This is a genomic window from Roseburia sp. 1XD42-34, from assembly GCF_009917385.1.
GTDB lineage: Bacteria > Bacillota > Bacilli > Bacillales > Amphibacillaceae > Virgibacillus.
Genome location: NZ_QWLJ01000016.1, coordinates 16,658 through 39,485 on the forward strand (window position 1 = coordinate 16,658; position 22,828 = coordinate 39,485).

Annotated in this window: 19 protein-coding genes; all 19 read left to right on the forward strand. The window is 37.4% G+C overall.

Annotated elements, in window-relative coordinates:
* The first annotated feature begins 13 nt into the window (after window positions 1-13).
* Complete coding sequence (locus tag D1839_RS10600; RefSeq protein ID WP_120379875.1) at window positions 14-1,669, forward strand: AMP-binding protein; 1,656 nt, start codon at window positions 14-16, stop codon at window positions 1,667-1,669.
* Entirely contained in the window at window positions 1,659-2,996 is a 1,338-nt protein-coding gene (locus D1839_RS10605) for an acetyl-CoA carboxylase biotin carboxylase subunit (protein WP_120379876.1), read from the forward strand. Before D1839_RS10600 ends, D1839_RS10605 begins: the two co-directional genes overlap by 11 nt.
* 89 nt (window positions 2,997-3,085) lie before the next feature.
* Window positions 3,086-3,295: an acetyl-CoA carboxylase biotin carboxyl carrier protein subunit gene (locus D1839_RS10610; RefSeq protein ID WP_120379877.1), complete on the forward strand. Its 210-nt coding sequence runs from the start codon at window positions 3,086-3,088 to the stop codon at window positions 3,293-3,295.
* 49 nt (window positions 3,296-3,344) lie between these two features.
* On the forward strand, window positions 3,345-4,124 hold the full coding sequence (locus tag D1839_RS10615; protein WP_120379878.1) for an enoyl-CoA hydratase: 780 nt from the start codon (window positions 3,345-3,347) through the stop codon (window positions 4,122-4,124).
* Between the two features lie 17 nt (window positions 4,125-4,141).
* Window positions 4,142-5,671, forward strand: a complete 1,530-nt coding sequence (locus tag D1839_RS10620; protein WP_120379879.1) for an acyl-CoA carboxylase subunit beta — start codon at window positions 4,142-4,144, stop codon at window positions 5,669-5,671.
* Window positions 5,672-6,368: 697 nt separating this feature from the next.
* On the forward strand, window positions 6,369-7,022 hold the full coding sequence (locus tag D1839_RS10625) for an ABC transporter permease (RefSeq protein ID WP_120379880.1): 654 nt from the start codon (window positions 6,369-6,371) through the stop codon (window positions 7,020-7,022).
* Window positions 7,023-7,032: 10 nt separating this feature from the next.
* On the forward strand, window positions 7,033-8,001 hold the full coding sequence (locus tag D1839_RS10630) for an ABC transporter ATP-binding protein (protein ID WP_120379881.1): 969 nt from the start codon (window positions 7,033-7,035) through the stop codon (window positions 7,999-8,001).
* An 18-nt stretch (window positions 8,002-8,019) separates the two neighbouring features.
* On the forward strand, window positions 8,020-8,772 hold the full coding sequence (locus D1839_RS10635) for an ABC transporter permease (RefSeq protein WP_120379882.1): 753 nt from the start codon (window positions 8,020-8,022) through the stop codon (window positions 8,770-8,772).
* Between the two features lie 3 nt (window positions 8,773-8,775).
* The gene (locus tag D1839_RS10640) at window positions 8,776-9,669 is read left to right on the forward strand and encodes an ABC transporter substrate-binding protein (RefSeq protein ID WP_120379883.1); all 894 of its coding nucleotides are present in this window, start codon (window positions 8,776-8,778) and stop codon (window positions 9,667-9,669) included.
* 612 nt (window positions 9,670-10,281) lie between these two features.
* Complete coding sequence (locus D1839_RS10645) at window positions 10,282-13,926, forward strand: dynamin family protein (protein ID WP_158589643.1); 3,645 nt, start codon at window positions 10,282-10,284, stop codon at window positions 13,924-13,926.
* A 3-nt stretch (window positions 13,927-13,929) separates the two neighbouring features.
* Window positions 13,930-14,793 carry a 5'-3' exonuclease gene (locus D1839_RS10650; protein ID WP_199690071.1) on the forward strand — a complete coding sequence of 288 codons (864 nt, stop codon included), beginning with the start codon at window positions 13,930-13,932 and terminating at the stop codon, window positions 14,791-14,793.
* Between the two features lie 657 nt (window positions 14,794-15,450).
* Window positions 15,451-16,086, forward strand: a complete 636-nt coding sequence (locus D1839_RS10655) for an ABC transporter ATP-binding protein (RefSeq protein WP_286164779.1) — start codon at window positions 15,451-15,453, stop codon at window positions 16,084-16,086.
* Window positions 16,087-16,193: 107 nt separating this feature from the next.
* Window positions 16,194-16,988: an ABC transporter permease gene (locus D1839_RS10660; RefSeq protein ID WP_120379885.1), complete on the forward strand. Its 795-nt coding sequence runs from the start codon at window positions 16,194-16,196 to the stop codon at window positions 16,986-16,988.
* Between the two features lie 112 nt (window positions 16,989-17,100).
* Window positions 17,101-17,526 (forward strand): PH domain-containing protein, encoded by a 426-nt coding sequence (locus D1839_RS10665; protein ID WP_120379886.1) that lies wholly within the window; start codon window positions 17,101-17,103, stop codon window positions 17,524-17,526.
* 60 nt (window positions 17,527-17,586) lie between these two features.
* The gene (gene cysK, locus D1839_RS10670; RefSeq protein ID WP_120379887.1) at window positions 17,587-18,510 is read left to right on the forward strand and encodes a cysteine synthase A; all 924 of its coding nucleotides are present in this window, start codon (window positions 17,587-17,589) and stop codon (window positions 18,508-18,510) included.
* Between the two features lie 525 nt (window positions 18,511-19,035).
* A complete protein-coding gene (locus D1839_RS10675; RefSeq protein WP_120379888.1) occupies window positions 19,036-19,698 on the forward strand; it encodes a CPBP family intramembrane glutamic endopeptidase in 663 nt (220 codons plus the stop codon).
* A 126-nt stretch (window positions 19,699-19,824) separates the two neighbouring features.
* A complete protein-coding gene (locus tag D1839_RS10680) occupies window positions 19,825-20,757 on the forward strand; it encodes a WD40/YVTN/BNR-like repeat-containing protein (protein ID WP_120379889.1) in 933 nt (310 codons plus the stop codon).
* Window positions 20,744-21,631 carry a hypothetical protein gene (locus D1839_RS10685; protein ID WP_120379890.1) on the forward strand — a complete coding sequence of 296 codons (888 nt, stop codon included), beginning with the start codon at window positions 20,744-20,746 and terminating at the stop codon, window positions 21,629-21,631. The genes D1839_RS10680 and D1839_RS10685 overlap by 14 nt, the downstream gene beginning before the upstream one ends.
* 578 nt (window positions 21,632-22,209) lie before the next feature.
* On the forward strand, window positions 22,210-22,764 hold the full coding sequence (locus D1839_RS10690; RefSeq protein ID WP_120379891.1) for a TetR/AcrR family transcriptional regulator: 555 nt from the start codon (window positions 22,210-22,212) through the stop codon (window positions 22,762-22,764).
* Window positions 22,765-22,828: the final 64 nt, after the last annotated feature.

Sequence of the window (22,828 nt, forward strand, 5' to 3'; positions counted from 1 at the left end):
CGGGGGGATATTCATGTCACTTTTACATGTTACCGTGGGAGAGCTTTTAGAGGAACAAGTAAAATTATATCCGGAGCATGAGGCGGTTGTCTACCCAGAATTAAAACTTAGAAAAACATATCAGGAATTTAATCAAGAAGTTAACCAAGCAGCAAAAGGCCTAATGGCATTGGGGATTGACAAGGGAGAACATGTTGCTATTTGGTCAGATAATAAACCAGAATGGTTGACTACACAATTTGCAACCGGAAAAATGGGCGCTGTGTTAGTGACTGTAAATACAAACTATCAGGCTAGTGAATTGCAGTATCTATTGGAGCAGTCCGATACGAACACTTTAATGATGGCAGAAAATTATAAAGGAACTTCCTATATTGAAGTTTTAAAAAGCATTTGTCCAGAATTGGAAGCAGCAACACCAGGGAACTTGCAATCGAAAGCTTTACCGAAGCTGAAAAATATTATTATTCTAGGAAGTACTAGTTATCCTTTTGCTTATAATTGGCATGATGTGTTGAATGCGGCAAAAGAAATATCAGATGAGGATTTATGGGAACGGAAAACGAGTTTAACAGAACATGAAGTTATTAATATGCAATACACCTCAGGTACAACAGGGTTTCCAAAGGGGGTTATGTTAACACATCATAATATTGTTAATAATGGAAACCAAATTGCCGATTGCATGAAGCTAACAAATGAGGACAGATTGTGTATTCCAGTTCCATTTTTTCATTGCTTTGGTTGTGTATTAGGCGTATTAGCTGCTGTTTCCAAAGGAGCAACCATGGTTTTAGTGGAACAATTCCATCCCGAGAAAGTTTTAGCAGCCGTTTCTCAAGAACGATGTACAGCTTTGCATGGCGTACCGACGATGTTTATTGCCGAGCTGAATCATCCCCATTTTGAGCGGTATGATTTGTCCAGTTTAAGGACGGGTATTATGTCAGGCTCTCCTTGTCCGATGGAAGTAATGACGAAAGTAATGGAAAAGATGGGAGCAGATGAAATAACTATAGCATATGGCCAGACAGAAGCATCTCCAGTTATTAGTCAGACGAAAACAGATGACCCAATTGAGTTACGAGTAAGTACAGTTGGAACACCTCATCCAAATGTAGAAGTGAAAATAGTTATTCCGGGAACAAACAAAGAGCAAACAAAAGGAGTTCCTGGCGAATTGGTGACACGAGGGTATCATGTGATGAAAGGATATTATAATAATCCAGAGGCAACCAAGCTTGCAATCGATGAAGAGGGCTGGTTGCATACTGGAGATTTAGCCTTGATGCGACCAGACGGTTACTTAGAAATTACTGGTCGCATGAAGGATATGATTATCCGTGGTGGTGAAAACATTTATCCGCGCGAAATTGAAGAATTTTTATACCAGCATCCAGATGTTCTCGATGTCCAAATAGTTGGAGTTCCAGATGAAAAATATGGCGAAGAAATAATGGCTTGGATTATACCTAAAGAAAATAGAAAAATAACCAAAGCGGACATAAGAACTTTTTGTGAAGGGAATATATCGTGGCATAAAATACCGAAGTATATTGCATTTGTAGACCAATATCCTATGACAGCAAGTGGAAAAATTCAAAAATACCGCTTGAAAGAAATGGCAATGCGAAGCCTAAGTGAAGAGGGGGCAGATCATGATCAATAAAATTGTTATCGCAAATCGAGGAGAGATTGCCGCACGAATTATTCACACGTGTAAAAAATTAAATATTCGAACAGTTAGCATCTATTCAGAAGCTGATCAATACGCACCTCACGTGGAAATGGCGGATGAAAGCTATTTAATTGGTCCTCCTAGAGTGCAGGAGAGCTATTTAAATGCAGAAAAAATCATTGAAATAGCAAAAGACGTGAAGGCTGACGCTATCCATCCTGGCTATGGGTTTTTAAGTGAAAACGCCGAGTTTGCTGAACAATGTGAACAAGCTGGATTATTGTTTATTGGCCCGAGAAGTGATGTTATAAAAAAAATGGGGAGTAAAATTGAAGCTAGACGAGCAATGCAAGCAGCAGGAGTTCCTGTTGTTCCTGGAACGGACGGAGCTGTTGCAACAGTGGAAGAGGCTGCTTTATATGCTAGTCAAATTGGCTACCCAGTAATGGTAAAAGCATCTGCAGGAGGCGGGGGAGTTGGCATGCAAGTAGTGCATTCCGAAGCTGAACTGAAATCGGCATTTACAAATAATGCTAAACGAGCCCAAAGCTTATTTGGTGATGGATCAATGTTTATTGAAAAAAAGTTGGAAGATACCAGACATATTGAGATTCAAGTGCTAGCTGATCATCATGGGAATGTAGTTCATTTATTTGAACGCGAATGTTCAATTCAGCGGAGAAATCAAAAAGTGATTGAAGAAGCACCATCTCCATTTATTTCCGATGCAACTAGGAAAGAAATGGGTAAAAAAGCAGTTCAGGCAGCAGAAGCTTTGGCATATACAAACGCTGGTACTATCGAGTTTTTAGTAGATAAGCAGGAGAATTTTTACTTTTTAGAAATGAATACACGGATTCAAGTAGAACATCCAATAACAGAAGAAATAACAGGAGTGGATATTGTAGAAAAACAGCTGGAAATAGCAAGTGGTCAATCGTTAAAGCTAGCACAACAAGAACTTTCGATTCAGGGTCATGCCATAGAAGCAAGAGTTTATGCAGAAGATCCGAAGACGTTTTTCCCTTCACCTGGGCGGATTGATGTATTTCAACCGCCAGAGGGAGAATATATCCGTAACGAAATTTCAGTGCATAGCAACTATGACGTCACACCATTTTACGATCCAATGATTGCAAAGCTCATCGTTCATGGCTCATCAAGAGCAGAAGCGATCGATCGATTAAAACTTGCATTATCTCAGTATAAAATTTCTGGTATTAAAACAAATATCCCTATGTTATTAGCTGTTGTGGAACATGAGCAATTTCAAGCTGGTAATACAACCACTACTTTTTTAGAAAGGTATTACAAATAAAGCTGAAAACATGTTAAAGGGGAATTTTATTTAACATATATAAACACAATATGTTTGGAAAAAGTAGCGCAAACAAGGAGGATGTTAAAATGGAAGTGAAAGCAACTATGGCAGGCAGTGTATGGAAGATAACAGTAGATAAAGGCGAAAAGGTAGAAGAAGGTCAAGACGTAGTCATTCTTGAATCGATGAAAATGGAAATCCCAATCGCAGCTGAACAGTCTGGTACGATAAAAGAATTCAAAGTACAGGAAGGGGATTTTGTCAACGAAGGGGATGTTATTGCGGTCCTTGAATAATGGCGGATGTGTAAGCTTTTAAGTGTTCAAAGTGGAAAGGGGGTTAGGCATGGGGAAATTCATAGATTTACAAAAGCGACAATCCGTTGCCATTGTAAAAATAAATCGACCTGAAGCAGCAAATGCGTTATCGCAACCATTATTAGAAGAATTACAAATGGTGCTTCAAAAAGTGGAGCAGGATGAATCCATCTTTTGTACGATTCTTACTGGTGAAGGAGAAAAAGCCTTTTGTGCAGGGGCAGATTTAAAAGAACGAGCAACGATGACCGATCAAGAAGTGATATCCGCGGTTACTGCGATTGGAGATACAGTAACCATGGTGGAAAACTTATCCATGCCGCTTATAGCGGCTCTAAATGGTGTTGCCTTTGGTGGTGGCTTAGAGCTGGCATTAGCATGTGATATTCGAATAGCTGCTCGTCATGTAAAGATGGGACTTACAGAAACATCCTTAGCTATTATCCCCGGAGCTGGAGGAACACAGCGGCTGCCTCGTTTAATCGGAATCGGGCAAGCGAAGCGATTAATCTACAGTGCTAAACGTATTACTGCCGAAAAAGCCTTTCAGCTTGGATTAGTAGAAGAAGTTGTAGAAGGAAGCGAATTACACGACAGGGTGAAACAATTTGCAGTAACTATCGCAAAAAATGGTCCTATTGCACTTAGGCAAGCTAAGATGGCGATAAATAAAGGAATGGAAACCGATTTAGCAACAGGCCTACTTATTGAACGACTTGCTTATCAGCAGACCATTCCAACGAATGATCGTCATGAAGGATTACAAGCTTTTCGTGAAAAACGAACACCAAACTATCAGGGAAATTAAACGGGGGGAAAGGGAGAATGTCCTACAGAAAGATATTTAATGAAAAAGTAGCTGCGATTAAAAGCGGTGGAAAAGAAAAGTATCATCAAAAGAATGAAGAAAAAGGGAAGCTGTTTGTACGAGAGCGGCTGCGAAGATTATTAGACAGTGATTTGGATATAGAAGATGCCTTTTTTGCAAATTGTATGGACGATACATTACCATCAGATGGAGTTGTAACTGGAATTGGAAAAATGAATGGTCAGTCCGTTTGTATCATGGCAAATGATTCGACGGTAAAGGCAGGTTCTTGGGGAAAACGCACGGTGGAAAAAATTATTCGTATCCAAGAAACAGCATTGGCATTGGAAGTACCAATGGTTTATTTAGTCGATTCTGCAGGGGCAAGGATTACTGACCAAATAGAAATGTTCCCAGGAAGAAGAGGGGCAGGTCGAATTTTTCATAACCAAATAAAATTATCTGGACGCGTTCCACAAGTTTGTCTCTTGTTTGGTCCATCGGCAGCGGGTGGTGCTTATATTCCAGCCTTCTGCGATATAGTTATCATGGTTGATGGAAATGCATCGATGTATTTAGGATCCCCACGGATGGCTGAAAAAGTCATTGGGGAAAAAGTGAGTTTAGAAGAGATGGGTGGTGCAGCGATGCATTGTTCCGTCTCTGGAGTCGGCGATGTGTTAGCTAAAACAGAGCAGGAAGCAATTGAGTTCACGCAACTATATTTAAACTATTTTCCAGCTAATTTTAGGCATAAACCAGAAATAAAGGCAGCAAAAGCTGCCAAAAGTTTTGAAAAAAGCATTACTGATTTAATTCCAGAAAACCAAAATGCTCCTTTCAATATGTATGATCTTATTGAGCGGTTAATTGATGCAGATAGCTTTTGTGAAATAAAGAAAAAATTTGCGCCGGAATTAATCACTGGGCTAGCAAGAATAGATGGTCGCGCCATCGGAATTATCGCTAATCAACCCCGAATGAAAGGTGGCGTTTTATTTCCAGATTCCGCGGATAAAGCAGCCAAATTTATGCAACTCTGTGATGCGTTCAATATTCCATTATTGTTCTTAGTTGATGTACCAGGGTTTATGATCGGAACAAAAGTGGAGCGCGCCGGCATTATTCGTCACGGAGCCAAAATGCTTGCAACGATGAGTGAAGCTACAGTTCCAAAAATTTCAGTTATTGTAAGAAAAGCATATGGAGCAGGACTTTATGCTATGGCAGGACCTGCGTTTGAACCAGATTGTTGCCTTGCACTCCCAACCGCTCAAATTGCTGTCATGGGACCTGAGGCGGCGGTGAATGCTGTATATGCAAACAAAATTCAAGCATTGCCAGAAGCGGATCGACCTGCCTTTATTAAAGAGAAACAAGCAGAATATAAACAGGACATCGATATTTATCGTTTAGCATCAGAAATGGTTGTAGACGCTATTATCGATCCTGAAAAGCTGCGAGAAGAGTTAAACATGCGCTTTTCTCTTTACGATTCTAAAAAAGTAACCTTTACGGAAAGAAAGCACGGTGTATATCCAGTCTAGCAGTCTTACTTCTAGACTGCTTACAAATAGCGGAAAGGTAAATGAAGCCATATGGAAGAGCTTTCCTTTATACTTGCTCCTTACTTTACAACAGAAAGCCTCCATCCTTTACAAGTTAGGATGGAGGCAAACTTCAGCTAACAGAGGGTTAAGTCCCCGATTAAACCACAAGTAATAAGGATTTCGAGAATACATCCTCTATCATTTTCTTTATCTACCGTATTTCTAGATTCTCTATGCTTTTTATAGGAGAGAAAAACATTTTTCATCACGCATAAACTTCAAACCGAACGATGAAATAAAGAAACTTTTAAAAAGGGTTATGCGTTTCATAAAGGGAAAAAGTCTTGAATGTTACATTTGCACTTTGTAATAGCGAACGAGAAATGGGATTGTAAAAGGTTACTAGTTTAATTTCTACATTCAAAATATCTAGACGATTGTCTTTATGCGTGGGCTACATTAGAAAAATGGGAACGTTTGTTCTCTTTCGTTAATTGATCTTGAAATATTGCCAAAATCTAAAAAAAACATGGGATTTATTATTAAAACCGAATAAAATAGAAGTTTTCCTTAATAAACATATTGTTATAGCTGTTTTGGACAGCCTTCCCTCATTTGTGGTTCATATTCTTTCATGGTATGGTTAAATATGTCACAAACTTTGTATTGACTTTTTAAGGGAGGTGCTGATAAAATGGAAAGTTTGCTAAACTTTATTAATCAAAATGCTGAACAAATTATTCAATATACGATAGAGCATATAGAGCTAGTAAGTATCGCAATTATTATCTCTATACTCATCGGTGTTCCTCTTGGTGTTTATTTAACAACGAATCAAGCATTAGCAGAAACGATTCTACACCTAGCTTCTATTATTATGACTATTCCTAGTATCGCCTTATTCGGCATTATGATTCCGTTGCTTTCTATTATTGATCAAGGAATTGGGTTTTTACCAGCATTAATAGCGTTAATATTATATTCTCAACTCCCTATTATTCGGAATACGTATACTGCCATTAATAATGTAGATCCAAAAATTCGTGATGCGGCAAAAGGAATTGGTATGACAACTTTTCAACGACTCATCCGTGTGGAAATTCCAAATGGGATGCCTCTTATTATGGCAGGGATACGAACGGCAACAGTTTTAAATATTGGGATTGCAACCATTGCAGCTTTCATAGGTTCGGGCGGGATAGGGGTGTTAATTAATCAGGGAATCTCTAGGTCTAACCATACGATGGTCTTAGCTGGCGCAATAGTTGTTTCTATATTAGCAATTGTTGCAGATTTAATTTTAAAATTTGTTCAAGTAAAATTTACGCCAAAAGGAATTAATAATTAGAGGTGGTTTCGTGATTCAATTTAAACAAGTCTCCAAGGTATATAATGATGAGGTTCAAGCATTGCGTGGTATTAATTTGCACGTAAAAGAAGGTGAGATGGCGATTTTAATTGGCCCTTCTGGGTGTGGAAAAACAACTTTACTGCGATTAGTCAATCAATTAGAAACAATGACCTCTGGGGAAATTATTCTTCATAAAGAAAATATTAAACAAATTGATAAAATTAAAGTCCGTCGACAAATCGGATATGTCATTCAAAGCAACGGCTTATTTCCAAATATGACTATTGAAAAAAATGTAATGATTGTTCCGGACTTATTAGGCTGGGACAGAGAAAAACAAAAAAAGCGATTTCATTATTTAATGGAGTTAATTGGAATGAACCCCGATGAATACCGTAGAAGGTACCCGCATGAGCTATCCGGCGGACAGCAGCAACGTATTGGCGTTGCTCGAGCTTTAGCTGCAGATCCTCCTATTATGTTAATGGATGAACCGTTTGGAGCACTTGATCCAATTATCCGTTTAAGATTACAAGAGGAGTTTTTACAAATCCAACGAGAAGTAAGAAAAACGGTACTATTCGTTAGTCATGATATGGATGAAGCTGTAAAAATGGGAGATAAAATTGTATTAATGCGAAACGGAGAGATGATGCAAGCCGATACTCCTGCAAAGATATTGCTACATCCTAAAAACCATTTTGTGGAGGAATTTGTTGGTGAAGATCGTATTCTAAAAAGTTTAAAACTTTATACGCTAAGGGACCTAGTTAAAGAAGTAAACTTATGTTCCATTACTGATATAAATGATAAGCCATCCATAAACTTGGACGCTTCTTTACATCATGTATTTTCTATGTTATTACATCAGGGGTATCAGCAGCTCGCAGTAGTCGAACAAGATAAGCTGTTGGGAATGGTAGATATAAGTGTAATTGAACAATTTATTCGCTTAGAACAGCAAAAGCTGCTGTGACATAGGAAGGGTGAAATAATGAGTTGGAACAAGCGAATAGCCATTATAGTAAAACTATTTTTTAGCATAATCGTAATAGTTTTTTTTTATTGGGCAATAACAAACAATATGCTTTCTCATATTACGAATGAAGCAACTGAATTTCTTGCGTTATTAAAGCAACATATTACAATTATATTCATCTCTGGCGGATTGGCTGTATTGATTGCTGTTCCACTAGGTATATTGGTAACTAGACCGATGTTTAAAAAAGTGGATTGGCTCATTGTGAACATGGCAAATCTGGGACAAACGATTCCGAGCTTAGCTGTACTAGCTCTAGCCATGGGAATATTAGGAATTGGAATCAAAGCTGCCATTGTAGCGTTATTTATTTATTCACTTCTGCCTATCCTGCAAAACACAATCGCAGGTTTAGAATCTGTTAACAAGCAGACAATCGATGCTGCGGAGGGAATGGGGCTCACCTCTTTACAAATTTTGTGGAAAATAGAGCTTCCTCATGCAGCATATTCTATTATGGCTGGGATTCGGACTGCTTTAGTTATTAATGTGGGAACTGCTGCTCTTGCTTATTTAATTGGAGGCGGTGGTTTAGGGGTATGGATTTTTACTGGAATACAAATGTTTGATCATACCTATCTCATTTCTGGAGCTGTTCCAGTCACCGTATTAGCTATTGCCATGGATTATCTACTAAAGGGAGTTCAAATGATGGTTGATCCCAAAGGGTTGCGTCTAGCTAGAAAAATACAACATATGGAGGAATAATGGATGAAACGCTTAGTTATAGCCTTAATTTTAATAGGTCTAGTCATTTCTGGTTGTAGTAGTGATAAAAAGAAAATTACAGTTGGGGCTAAAAACTTTACAGAACAATTTCTCTTAGCCAAAATGACAGTTCTGCTGTTAGAGGATAATGGGTTTGTGGTTGATGAAAAAAGCAATATGGGGAGTGCTGCATTACGGCAGGCGTTAGAGAATAAGCAAGTAGATGTCACTTGGGATTACGTGGCTACAGCTTTAGTTACTTATTTAGATCAAGAGCCAATCAATGATAAACAAGAAGCTTTTAATAAGGTCAAAAAAATAGATAAAGCAGAAAACGAAATATATTGGAGTAATTTAGCAGAAGCAAATAATACGTACACTGTAGTCATGCGCAAGAAGGATGCAGAAAACTTAGGAATAAAAACGTTAAGTGACTTAGGTAAATATATGAACGAATCTAACAGTCCATTTACGATTGCTTCTGATTCAGAGTTTGCAAATCGTCCTGATGGAATACCTGGTTTGGAAAAAACGTATAACTTTAATTTTAAAGATGGAAGTGTGAAAGAAATGAGTTATGGACTTAATTATAAGGCCTTAGCGAAAGAAGAAGTCGATTTAGCAAATGGTCATGCAACAGACGGAAGAGTTGAAGCATTTGACTTAATTAATTTAGAAGATGATAAACAATTTTTCCCGCCTTACAACATCGCATTAGCTATCACTGAAGAAACTAAAGAAAAATATCCAGAAATTGAAGAAATAACTAAGCCATTAGCTGAAATATTGACAGATGAAACTTTGCGTAATTTAAATTACTTAGTGGATATTGAAGAGAAGAGTGTAGACGAAGTTGCCAAACAGTTTTTAATAGAAAATGGATTATTAGAAGAATAAGCAAAAAGTGACACTCATCATTGAAGCGCAAAATCACCAATAGGTTGGATGCATCCAAATAAATTTTGTTAATAAAAGCATTTTACTTTAGATACAAAAATCCGAACTAGTTAGAACTCTCCTAAAGAGTTGTGGTTCGGATTTTTCTTCTGTGAATAAAGGCGCGAGCTCCCGAGAAACCGAGATAAAGTGAACCTTCTATAGAGGGGATTTCTTTTCATGGTTAGTGGATCGAATCAAGGATTTAGGTGTTGTATCTCTAGTTTTGGCTATTTATCTCGCATGTAGATGCCGTAAGACTCTCACTTCAAAAGCATGAGTTAATACAAAAGGTCTAAGTGGGAGGAAACGTACCTACATGCCCGATTCATTTTAGGGCCTTTAGGTGATTACCCTTCTAGGTACTAACACTCAGTAGGAGTTGGAAGAAAACCCTAACTGAATGAAGTTTCACTTTATTGAAGTCGGAAGCTTTAAGTAAATAGTGAATCATAATATTATTATGTAAACCATTAATAAAAACTATTAGTAGAAATAGAGGGTCATATCTCGTATAATAGACGCTAGTACAAAGGATAAGGGATGCGTGAGAGAATTATGGGGGAAAACATCATGGTGAAAGAAGCCGCACCACATGTGCTACATCAACTGGTTGCGGTATATGAACAAGTACTTGAAAACGGAGATGATATTCGCGCAGAGAAATTAATTGAGCTTTACGATAAATATAAGCGTCAGGAGCTTATGATCTGTTTTGCTGGTCATTTTTCTGCTGGAAAATCATCCATGATTAATGCATTGCTAGGAAAGGACATTTTACCAAACAGTCCCATTCCAACAAGTGCGAATATCGTTAAAATCACATCTGGCAAGGGTAGGGTTCGGGTGTATTTCAAGCATAGCACTCCCGAAGAATACCAAGAGCCGTTTGATCTCGATATGTTGAAGCAATATTCCATGGATAAAGATAATATCCAAAAAATTGAAATCAGCACATCAGAACCACTGTTACCAGCGAAGACAGCGTTTATTGATACACCGGGTATTGATGCTGCAGATGATGCGGATCGATTAATGACAGAAGGTTCACTACACCTAATGGATGCACTGTTTTATGTGATGGATTATAATCATGTACAATCGGAAGTGAATTTGCAATTTTTGCTAGATCTACAAGCAAAAAATATACCATTCTATGTCATTATTAATCAAATTGATAAACATAAAGAGTCGGAGCTCACTTTTACTAGCTTTAAAGAAAGCATAAGACAGACATTCGATGGATGGGAAATCAAACCGGAGAGAATATTTTATTCTTCTTTATATGAACCTGACTTAGAACATAATCAATTTCAGGAAATTCAACACACATTACACGAGCTATTAACAGTCCGTAAGTGGGAGTTATTAGACCGTCAGCATAGCTTGAATGACGTAATAGAACAACATGTTGTCTTTCTTCAGGAGCAATTTGAAGAAGAATTAGAAACATATTACATTTCAACGAAGCAACAAGAAGAGCTTAGCAAAAAATCTACTATCCAAAATAAATTGAATGCATACGAGCAAAAGAAATCTGATTTGAAAACGGACTTTTATAAAGCTTTACAGCAGACATTAAAAAATGCATATTTAATGCCTGCCGCACTAAGAGATAAAGCGGCGTCCTTTTTAGAATCGCAGCAACGTGATTTCAAAGTTGGTTTATTAGGAACAAAGAAAAAAACGAGTGAAGAAAGAAAAAAACGTTTACACGAATTTCGAATTGATTTACAGAAAACTGTGGAAGCGGGATTACAGTGGAAGCTGCGGGATAAGTGGTTGCTAGTGTTGAAGGAATATAAAGTGGATAACATACAAATGCGAGATGAGCTGCAACAGTTTACGATTTTGATCAAAGAAGCGGATTTACTAGAAACAATCAAGCACGGGGCTACACTTAATGGGGAATCCATAATCCAATATACGAATGATTTGGCACACGAAATAAAAATTCAGGCGAAACAACAAGCGAATGCGTTATGGGATCAGGTAGAAGCGGCTATCCAGGACCGGATCCAGCCTGTATACACAAAACTGATGGACCAATTAAAGGAGATAAGCAGCATAGAGCAAAAGCTAAATCATTATCATGCGATAGAAAAAACATTAACCCGCAAACAAAACCTGGTTAGAGAAGCGATCTATCATGAAGTCCCTTCACGGGAAAAGACGATCGCAAAGATAGAAGAAATTTTATTCCAACAAAAACAACGCGTTACATTTGTAGCTCAACCAATGGCATTGAAAGAACGGCAAATGGCAGGTTCCGAAGATTGTTTATTAACGGTTGAAAAACAAATATCTAGCAAAGAAACGGGAGCAAGTCATCCTGTAGAGACAACTGTTAACGCGATCGAACAGACAACGAGCATCGTTAAAGATCTACCAGGGTTTCAATCGATCATGGATGATTTAAAAAGTAAACAGTATCGTTTGGAAAATCGCACGTATACGATGGCATTATTTGGTGCGTTTAGTGCTGGTAAATCATCGTTTGCAAACGCACTAATGGGAAAAGCTATTTTACCAGTATCGCCAAATCCAACCACAGCAGCCATCAATCGAATTCACCCTGTAACAAACACACATAGACATGGAACAGTAATTGTACAATTAAAAAAACAGGAGGAGTTAGTCAAAGAAATCATGACGATGACGAAACAATTCTCTCCTGAATCTAATTGTCTAAAAGAGTTAATAGCATGGATAGATAAAGAACAACTATACCGACACGAAGAGGTAGAGAACATGTATCAAGCATATTTGCAAGCAGTTTTAAACGGCTATGCTTCTATGCAACAACTTTTAGGTCAGGCGATGTACTTATCTATCGATGCGTTTCCAAGCTATGTGACAGATGAAACGAAGGCGTGCTTTGTCAAAACGATCGACCTTTATTATGATTGTGAGCTAACACGTCAAGGGATTAGTCTAGTCGATACACCAGGAGCAGATTCTATCCATGCGCGACATACAAATGTAGCCTTTGATTATATAAAACATGCCGATGCCATTCTTTACGTAACGTATTATAATCATGCGCTTAATCGAGCTGACAAAAATTTCCTTATGCAATTAGGAAGAGTAAAAGATTCCTTTCAATTAGATAAAATGTTTTTTATCGTTAATGCAGCTGATTTAGCAAAGGATGAGGAAGAACTAGCGCTAGTGTCAACATATGTTACGGAACAATTAGCCCAATTAGGGATTCGTTTTCCTCGTCTGTATCCTGTCTCCAGTAGGAAAGCATTAAGCGAAAAGCAACTTCATAAACAGTCGGATCAGCTAATGGCAGCATTTGAAACCGATTTTTATCCGTTTATTCATCGGGACTTAACGAAATTGGCTGTGGCAGCTGCTTTTCGGGATATAGAACGATTGGAGCAACAGCTTCAGCAATTCATTGCCTCCCAGAAGTTAGATCAACAAGAGAAAGAAACGTTGAAACAATCCATTGAAACAAAGCATCAGCAAATACAACAAATAATAGATAACATAAAAGCTGTTCCGTATTTCAACCAAGTCAAACAAAAAATTCAAAAGCAACTATATTATGTTCTGGAGCGGTTTTCGATTCGCTTCCATGATATGTTTAAAGAAACGTTTAATCCCACCACCATTACGGAATCTGGTAAAGAAGGAAGAAAGCAACTTTTGGATTGCATAAAGAATTTGCTTGCATACTGCCAAACAGAGTTGATGCGGGAACTACAAGCTGTTTCTTTGCGAATAGAAGCATTTATGAATGATTCTATGCTGGATGTATACCGTTTTATCGAAAAGCAAAGCCAAATCGTTGATCCATCATTTATGTTTGCGGAAATAGACAGGAAAGATATAGTTACTCCTGTTTTTCCCGAAGCCTTTCCAGCAATGGACTATCAACCATTAAATCGTATGGCTCAGTCATACAAAAACAAAAAAACTTTTTTTGCCAAAAACGAAAAGGAACGAACAAAAGAAGCAATATATGGGTTTTTGCAGCCAATAGTGAAGGAATATATGGATGTAAATGAACATCGAATGTACGCATTTTATGAAGAGCAATGGACAAAGCTTATATCAGATTTAAAGGAGAACATTGCTATACAGTTGCAAAAACATATGGATAGCTATCATGAAATGATCACTTCCAACGTTTCGCTGCCAGAATTAATCAACAAACAGCATGAAGTGTCTGCCATTTTAGCGGATTATAAACAGAAAGAAGGATAAACATTGAACAAACATCAAATTATGTTAGTGGACGGCATGGCGTTATTATTTCGAGGTTTTTTTGCTACTGCATTCCGTGGTAATTTTATGAAAACGAGGGAAGGGGTGCCGACAAACGGCGTTTATCAATTTTTGCGTTATTTTCTAGATGCAGTGAACACATTTCAACCAACACACGTCGTATGCTGTTGGGATATGGGAAGTAAAACGTTTCGAACAGAAATGTATGCTGCTTATAAGGCCAATCGTGACGAACCTCCGGTAGAGTTGATACCGCAATTTGACTTAGCCAAAAAAGTGGTAGATAGCTTTAATATGCCGAATATCGGCTTAGAGAATTATGAAGCCGATGATTGTATTGGAACTTTAGCAAAGATGTACGGTGCTGATCATGAAGTAACGATTCTGACCGGCGACCAAGATATTTTGCAATTGGTAGACGATGGTATCCAAGTAGCCATTATGAAAAAAGGCCAAGGGAATTATGACCTGTTTAATCAAGCTAATTTCTATGAGAAGAAAGGCATCCATCCTAAACAAATTATTGATTTGAAAGGGTTAATGGGGGATCCTTCCGATAATTATCCAGGTGTCAAAGGAATTGGCGAAAAAACAGCATTAAAATTAATCCAAGAGCATGGGACTATTGAGGATATGATCGCAAATATAGATACGTTGCCAAAAGGTGTTCAAACAAAGATGAAAGCAAACATGAAAATGCTACATTTATCAAGGCGTCTCGCTGAAATTAAATGTGATGTTCCAATTACGTGTGAGTTAGAACAAGCTTTATGGGATTATGATCGGGAGCATATTATTAGTACATTTCAATCGTTTGAATGGAAATATTTAGACAAGCTCGTGTAAAGTAGTTCTTCAATCAGTGGTGGGTTTTCATTCATCCTCACTGATTGTTAAGAAAATGGGGCATTTAGGCGCTGTTATCTCCCTGTTGAAGTATACAGATTATTCAACTCCGAAGCTACATCCTTATAGCCCCTTATATGTGGGTAAAATAAACTATCTAATTAGTAGAAAGGGCAAACCAATGAACTGTTCTTAGCTTATTGGTTGTCCTTTTGTTTTTGTATTGCTTCTTAGTCTAGTAAAACATGAGCAATCCCATCTTATTATGCAGGGATATAACAAAATTGCAGGGTATGCGCTATACAGGGAGGGGGTAACCCGGATACCCTTTATTGGGTTTATTTTTATGTTCTTTATTAAGAACGAAAATAATTTCTTTTTATAAGAATTGCCTGACAAAATAAGATGTTGCTAAAAGAGCAATCGCTTGCGTGGATCTGTTAATTCTGGTTGAATGTTTCTTGCAAGTTGCTTTATTATGAATTCGTTTTATTTGGTTAAGCTAAGAAAATAATTTATAGTAAAAGTTGAATGAAACAATTCTGTTTATATCATGCTTTGTTATCGTTTTATTTGAAAGTTCAATTGCTCAATGAATAACGTAAGTATATATTATTGACGTTTATAGTGAAAAATTCTGTCGTGAGGTTGATAAATATGTTATTGTTTCGTATTGAAAATGTAAAAGTAAATGAAATTATAGAAGTAAGTCAGTTAGAAATTCCAGCAAATCAAATTGTTTGTATTATCGGAAAAAGTGGGAGTGGAAAATCAACTTTTCTTCGATTATTAAACCATTTGGACTCTCCTGACGAAGGCACCATTTTTTACCGTGGTAACGATATTCAACAATTGGACCCGATTGAACTAAGGCGTTCTATTACTATGGTTCCGCAAACGCCGGTTATGTTTCCGGGAACGATTAAAGATAATTTGCAAATCGGTCAAAGATTATCTGGTCTAAGTACGGCGGATGAGGTAACACTTCAACAAGCTCTTAAACGTGTATCTTTGCATAAATCATTGGATACTCCAGCCAACGACTTATCAGGAGGGGAAAAGCAACGACTTGCTTTAGCGAGAGCCACGTTACTAGACGCCGACGTTTTTTTATTGGATGAACCGTCTTCCGCGTTAGATAGCGATACAGCGGATGAAGTCATCGATGCGTTTATTGATTTTATTAAGTCTGAAAATAAATCGTTAATTATGATCACCCATGATCTTGGACTAGCAGAACGAGTGGCAGACGTTACTATTGAAATGAATTTATATAGTAAAAACGCCTCGTAATTGCTGTCATATAAGGGCATTGATTACAGGTTTCATATTCAAACAAGCTATTGATATTAAAATGCTTTGAATTTGGAACGGCTAATTATTAGAAAGGAGCTTAAAAAATGAATGAAACAACTTCGATAGATTTAACTTTTTGGCAATTATTATTCGCCTATGTCTTCATTGTTATTTTATGGATGATTGTCCGTGTAAAAGGTATACCAAGAGAGAAACTTATCATTATTTCAACGTTACGAATGACTGTACAGTTAATCCTTGTTGGTTATTTATTAATGATCGTGTTTGAAAATCCGCATCCAATGATCACGTTAGTCATTGTCTTATTTATGCTTGGGTTTGCTATTTACAATGTATATAAACGTGCAAGTGTAGCAATTCATGTATCGGTCAAAAAGGCAATTGCTGTTGCCATGGTATTAGGTATATCTGTAAGTATGGTTTATTTTTTATTTGTTGTATTACAGTTAGACCCGTGGTATAATCCACAGCTGTTCATTCCAATTAGTGGCATGATTATTGGAAATGCCATGACAGGGATTACCCTAGGAGTGAACCAATTACTCATTGGAATGAGGGAGCAAAAAGAAAAGGTAGAGGCAGCTTTAATGCTTGGAGGAACACCTAAAGAAGCGTCTCATTCGATTATTAATGAAGCATTTGACTCCGCAATGCTTCCGACCATCAATTCCATGGTCGGTATGGGTATTGTATTTTTACCAGGTATGATGACAGGGCAAATCATCGCAGGAGCTTCACCGGTTAGTGCGGTTAAATATCAAATTGCAATTATGCTTGGTGTAGCTGGTACGGTGGCTATAACGGTAGTGATTTTCCTCCATTTAGCATATAAAGTGTTCTTTAATCAGCGCGCACAATTGAAGTTTTCCGATCAATAAGTGACACAGGATGATACTACTGAAAAGAAATTACTTTAATCCGATAGGTACGGTTGGAAAAATAGTTGTATTCCTTTTATAATAAAGAAAAAACATGCAGGAGGAAAAATCTATGGTGTTTCCTTCCAAGAAGGATCGATGGATTACCATTCTCTTATGGGGAATTTCGATAATAGGGTTGCTTATACCGATCCGCACAGGAAACTTGTTATCCGTATTACTGATTCTCCCATTAATTGGGCTTTTATTATGGTTTTGGTTTCGTACGGATTATCGGATTATCGGTGAAAAACTAAAAATCCGCTATGGACCGGTTCGCCAAACCATTCATATTAAAGAGATTCAAGTGATCTTTAAAGCGAAAAAAAATCCACTAATTGCAGCACCAGCTTTATCACTAGATCGAATGGTGCTTCACTGCGGAAAATTTAACGTAACGAGCATTTCTCCGCAAGATAAGCATCAATTTTTACAAGCACTCGTTGCTATTAACCCACATATTAAAATAGAAAGGTCTTTGAAACAATCGCTCTCTTAATTAGAATGATAACGGATGAATCAAAAAAATAGCATGTTTGTTATAAAAGGGGGATGGAAAATGCGTGTAGTTGAAAATATCAGTGAACTAATTGGAGATACTCCAATGGTAAAGCTAAATAAACTTGTTCCTGATGATGCAGCAGATCTGTATGTGAAATTAGAAATGTATAACCCTAGTAGAAGTGTCAAAGATAGAGCAGCTTATAATATGATAAGAGTTGCCGAAGAACAAGGACTTTTAAAACCAGGTGATACTATAATTGAGCCAACTAGCGGAAATACTGGAATTGGTTTAGCAATGAATGCTGCAGCCAGAGGGTACAAAGCGATTATTGTCATGCCAGATAACAGTACTGCGGAGCGAAGGAATATCTTAAAGGCATACGGGGCAGAAGTTGTACTGACACCTAGCGAAGAAAAAATGCCTGGAGCGATCAAAAAAGCACTGGAATTGCAAAAAGAACATCCCGCAAGCTTTATTCCGCAGCAATTTGAGAATGAAGCAAATCCGGATATTCATAAAACAACAACAGCTCTGGAAATTTTGGAGCAAATGAATGGGGAACTGGACGCGTTTGTGTGTACAGCAGGTACTGGAGGAACGGTAACTGGTACTGGTGAAGTGTTAAAGGAAAAGCTTCCCGATATTCATATCGCTGTGGTTGAACCAAAAGGTTCGCCTGTTTTATCAGGAGGAAAACCAGGTAAACATAAACTTGTCGGTACGAGTCCGGGATTTATACCTGAGATATTAAATACGTCTATTTATGATGAAATTATGCAAATTAGAGATGAAGATGCCGTTGATCTCTTTAAACAACTTGGTCAAAAAGAAGGCATATTTATCGGGCTATCTGGCGCAGCAGCGGTCTTTGCTGCCATTCAAGTAGCAAAGCGACTAGGAAGAGAAAAGAAAGTTGTTTGTATTGCACCAGATTCAGGTGAACGTTATTTAAGTATGAATTTATTTGCTGAAAAATAATTTAGCATAGCGTTTTAAAGGTTGTTCAACTAGTAATGGTTTGGGTATAAGGGGATTTGAAAAGTGTTCATATTCATTAGTAGTTATAGTTACAGGATGTGCATTTTGTTATTTATAACGATTATTATAAAAGGCCAACGAAATCCTCGTGATCGTTGGCTTTTTATATGGTAGGATAAAGTATAGCTTTTTTTAATGTATAGAAAACGATAGTATGGGACGCTGGTGGTGAATGAAATGGTCGAATAGTCACGTCAGGAGCATGCGCCCAGCAACTAGGTGACTTCACTCTATTGCGCTTAAGCTAAGTCATCATCGCTTCATCACTAAGAGGAAGTCGACTAACCACGGGCTTTTCGTCCAGATGTTGGCATACCCTTGTTTTAGTAGAACGCTTCTTTTATCTCGATTGGTTCGTTCCATCCACTACGCGTTTTTAAACGGGCGCCCCAGCCTTTATTCACGTGAAATAATATTATTAGAGCTCAATGGTGTTGGAAAAAGAAGCCGCAGAGGGGGGAAAGGATGAAAAAAATCACCTATATTATTAGTAGCTCTACCCTTATTTGCGCCTTGCTTGCGTTTATAGAGCATGGTCTAGAGATTAATTATCCCATAAAGACGATAAGTAAAATCAGTTTATTTTTCCTCGTGATTTGGATATATGCAAGGCTGTTTGGCGATTTTCGTTTCCGTGATGTTTTAAGTTTAGAGAAATTAACTAAACAAAATTGGTTACGGTTACTTTTTCTCGGTGTACTATCTGCTGGTATTGTTTTAGTTGCTTATTTATTACTTTCACCTTATTTTTCCGTTCATCAAATTAAATATGATTTAACTAGCAGATTAGGAATAACGGCGACAGGGTTTATTTTTGTAGGTATTTATATCACATTTGTGAACTCCTTTTTGGAAGAATATTTTTTTCGCGGGTTTATCTTTTTCCATCTGCCGAGAAAAATCGGCTACTTTTTTAGCCCACTCCTATTCGCAACCTACCATATTCCGATGATTGCTCTATGGTTTAGTCCTGTTTTAATCAGTACTTGCTTTATCAGTCTTTGGGGAATTGCTATGGTCTTTCATAAGGTAAATGAAAAAAATCGAACGATCTGGTCTTCATGGATCATTCATATATGCGCAGACATGATGATTATTATCATTGGAATGACGTTATTTTATTTTTAAGTTTTCGATTAAAAAGCTAATGTAGGCACAGAAAGCTAGTTTTCTATCACGGCACGTATTTGTGTAAACCGAAATGACATATCCCTTTTGTGCATGAAATTTTTCTAAAAAAAGGAGAGCCTTCATATGAAAACAATATTGTCTGGTATTTCTGCTCTTATGTTGATTGGATTAATCATTGCTACTGTTATTTACCAGCAAACACTTTCAAAAGCTTCACTTATAGATGATCACGATACAGAAGAAGGGAAAGCGACCGATGAAACAGATTTACAAGAAGACGAAAATCCAACTGATTCATTGGTCGCAAATGAAACTGTCGATTATGCTATAGAAAATGAACAACTGTTCGTCACCTACAACAAAGGCATAGACTGGATTCATGTTCCAATCGAGAAACATCTTTTGTTTGCTGGAGATTACAACGGAAGGGAGGATGAACTGATACCACAAAGTTACATACTTTCTAAAGAACGTACGGTATTTTTGCATCCAAAAGGAGAGAGATCTGTTGGAATAACTTACTCCTTAAACAAAGGAAAATCATGGCAAACATCGGTTATCGTTGAAAACTATCCAGCTATTCGATTTCGGAAAGTAGCATTTTTGAATGATGATTTTGGTTATACCATACTTTCAGGTAGTCGAACGATGTCTCAAGAAGCTTCCAGTGTTTACCTTACTTTTGACGGCGGTAAAAGCTGGAGACAAGTATCAAGACCAAATACTGCAAGAATGATTGCTAATGGTGGATTTATTGATGAAAGCACGGGCTTTCTGTCCTATGGTACCATTAACCCTGAAGCACCAGAGCTTTATGTAACAAAAGATACAGCGCAGACATGGAAACAAGCAAAAGTTCACGTGCCAGATAAATATAAGCTACATTTTGTGACTGCGGAAACTCCTAAAAAAGTAGGTGATCACCTCATCATGCTTGTACAACAAGGGCCAAATGGAGATTATAAAGGTGGAAAAGTAAAAGGGAAATTTAAATCAACCGACGGCGGAGAAACATGGAAATTCGTATCGGAGGTGGAATCAGTTGAAACAGAGTAGATTACGTATAACAGGTTGGTTGCTGTTTCTATTAGCGGTTTTACTATTCAGTGGTCAGATTGGCTTTTTGCTTATTCAATCCAATTACTCTCAAGTAGAGTACGTTGATAATCGTCTGTTTTACTTGTTTAATATAAGTTTCGCTATTTTTTTAGCATTAGCGCTTTTGTTTTTGCTACGTCTATCAAAAATATGGAGACTACTTGTCATTACTAGCTTTGGAATATTTGCAATTGCAAATAGTTGGTTGTTCATTTCCACTAATCAGCAAATAAAAAATATCATCAGCATTTCACCTGACTTTAAACAAATATTATCCATAAAAAAGCAGGTGGATACAAAAGAGGCTACATATTATCGGACCAAATTAGGTATTTTAGCAATGCCACACCAAAAGCTGCCGGAAGATATAAGTAGTACACCTAAAATAGACTGGTTAGCAAATGATATAGCTGCGGTTACCTATAAATCTCCAGATGCCAAGCTCCAGCAATTTATTGCTACATATGGTGATCGCGGAATAGGGGGTTCTTACTATGAAGTAGGAGCAGTTACCCGTGGGAGATGGGGTGGCGAAAGTGTAGCGATGAGAAATAACACAGAAGGGATTACGATTATAACAAAAGCCACTTCTGAAACGTTTAATTGGGATCAAGTCATTCAGTATGGAACACTTGCCCTTGTATTAATAAAAGATAATCAAGCTGTATGGACGATTGCATTAGATGAAAACTTTGATGCTGAGGCAATCAACGATGGAAAACAACAAACAGGAACTATTACGTTATACAAAGCAACAATGGAAGATAATCAACCAATAAAGCTTGAATATCGTGGCAGGGAAAGTGGTCTGATTAAACCTGCTGAAAAATGAAATCACTCCATGTAATCTGTAAGTCAACACTATTTATTTACGTATATAAGTGCTGTGTGATTTTTACCTTAATTGTAATAGAGTGTGTACGGAACATGTCAAGGCAGGAGATAACAGCACCTGTCTGATCCGTTTAATTATCCGAAAATCGGTAGTAGATGGCTGCAAAAGAGAAAAAAATAGGCAATGCCAATAAGAACCTGGGACAGTATAGTAATTCCTCTTAATCGTTGATTTTTACTAGCCAATACTTTTGAAAGCAGCTTCGAAACTTATACACCTTATTCATTTCAAATGATGACGGATATCGTTTATTTACTCCTGAAACCAATTGGAATGGATGTTGATTATTCTGTTCTCTGGAGATTAACCTCCAGAGAACAGAATACATAAGCAATAGACGGAATAAAGAAAGGGTAAGTTTCAGGGATTTACCTTAATGAAAGTTATTGCAACAATGTCCTCTCGTTTGGTGTAAATGGTTCAAATATGCTATATTTTAAAAATTGACGCTCATTTTAGGAGTTGCTACCATAATAGATAGAATGTTCATTCTACAGTAATAAGGAGTGAAAAATATGAGCTCATCAATGAAACGAGAAGCTTTATTAGAAGTTGCGGAACGTTTATTTTACGAAAAAGGATTTCGCGGCGTTGGTTTAAAGCAAATTATTACAGAAGCTAATGTAGCAACGATGACATTATACAATCATTTTTCCTCCAAAGAGAAACTAGTTGAAGAAGTTCTCAAAAAACGTGAAAAGCGCTACTGGTCTTACTTGGATCGATATGTTGATGTGGACTCCGATTCTCCATTTATCCTTGCTGTAGAGGCACATAGTCGGTGGTTAAAGGAGTATTCGTTTAAAGGAGATATGTTTTTACGAGCAATTGAAGATTATGCAGGTGAAAATAACGAAATAGAGAGCATAGCTAGAAATCATAAATCTAAACTATTTCGTTATTTTCAACAATTAGCTTTTAAAAAAGGAAAGGAAAATCAGCAAGATTTGGCTAATCAATTTACTTTATTGCTAGAAGGAATGGCTTCGATGGCGACATTAATTGGCGTAGAGAAAGCAACCTCACACTCGATTGCGATGGCTCGGGAACTTGTCCAGCAGGCTTCGTAATTTTTTGTTTTTAAAACGTTATGTGTCAAAATCAAGGTGGAAAAAGTACTTAACTTGGTTCTCC

Coding starts and splice junctions, on each gene's coding strand:
- D1839_RS10620 (WP_120379879.1), top strand. CDS start 4,142: ATGTCCTACAGAAAGATATTTAATGAAAAAGTAGCTGCGATTAAAAGC.
- cysK (WP_120379887.1), top strand. CDS start 17,587: ATGCGTGTAGTTGAAAATATCAGTGAACTAATTGGAGATACTCCAATG.
- D1839_RS10610 (WP_120379877.1), top strand. CDS start 3,086: ATGGAAGTGAAAGCAACTATGGCAGGCAGTGTATGGAAGATAACAGTA.
- D1839_RS10605 (WP_120379876.1), top strand. CDS start 1,659: ATGATCAATAAAATTGTTATCGCAAATCGAGGAGAGATTGCCGCACGA.
- D1839_RS10600 (WP_120379875.1), top strand. CDS start 14: ATGTCACTTTTACATGTTACCGTGGGAGAGCTTTTAGAGGAACAAGTA.
- D1839_RS10655 (WP_286164779.1), top strand. CDS start 15,451: ATGTTATTGTTTCGTATTGAAAATGTAAAAGTAAATGAAATTATAGAA.
- D1839_RS10665 (WP_120379886.1), top strand. CDS start 17,101: ATGGTGTTTCCTTCCAAGAAGGATCGATGGATTACCATTCTCTTATGG.
- D1839_RS10645 (WP_158589643.1), top strand. CDS start 10,282: ATGGTGAAAGAAGCCGCACCACATGTGCTACATCAACTGGTTGCGGTA.
- D1839_RS10660 (WP_120379885.1), top strand. CDS start 16,194: ATGAATGAAACAACTTCGATAGATTTAACTTTTTGGCAATTATTATTC.
- D1839_RS10625 (WP_120379880.1), top strand. CDS start 6,369: ATGGAAAGTTTGCTAAACTTTATTAATCAAAATGCTGAACAAATTATT.
- D1839_RS10635 (WP_120379882.1), top strand. CDS start 8,020: ATGAGTTGGAACAAGCGAATAGCCATTATAGTAAAACTATTTTTTAGC.
- D1839_RS10615 (WP_120379878.1), top strand. CDS start 3,345: ATGGGGAAATTCATAGATTTACAAAAGCGACAATCCGTTGCCATTGTA.
- D1839_RS10680 (WP_120379889.1), top strand. CDS start 19,825: ATGAAAACAATATTGTCTGGTATTTCTGCTCTTATGTTGATTGGATTA.
- D1839_RS10675 (WP_120379888.1), top strand. CDS start 19,036: ATGAAAAAAATCACCTATATTATTAGTAGCTCTACCCTTATTTGCGCC.
- D1839_RS10690 (WP_120379891.1), top strand. CDS start 22,210: ATGAGCTCATCAATGAAACGAGAAGCTTTATTAGAAGTTGCGGAACGT.
- D1839_RS10640 (WP_120379883.1), top strand. CDS start 8,776: ATGAAACGCTTAGTTATAGCCTTAATTTTAATAGGTCTAGTCATTTCT.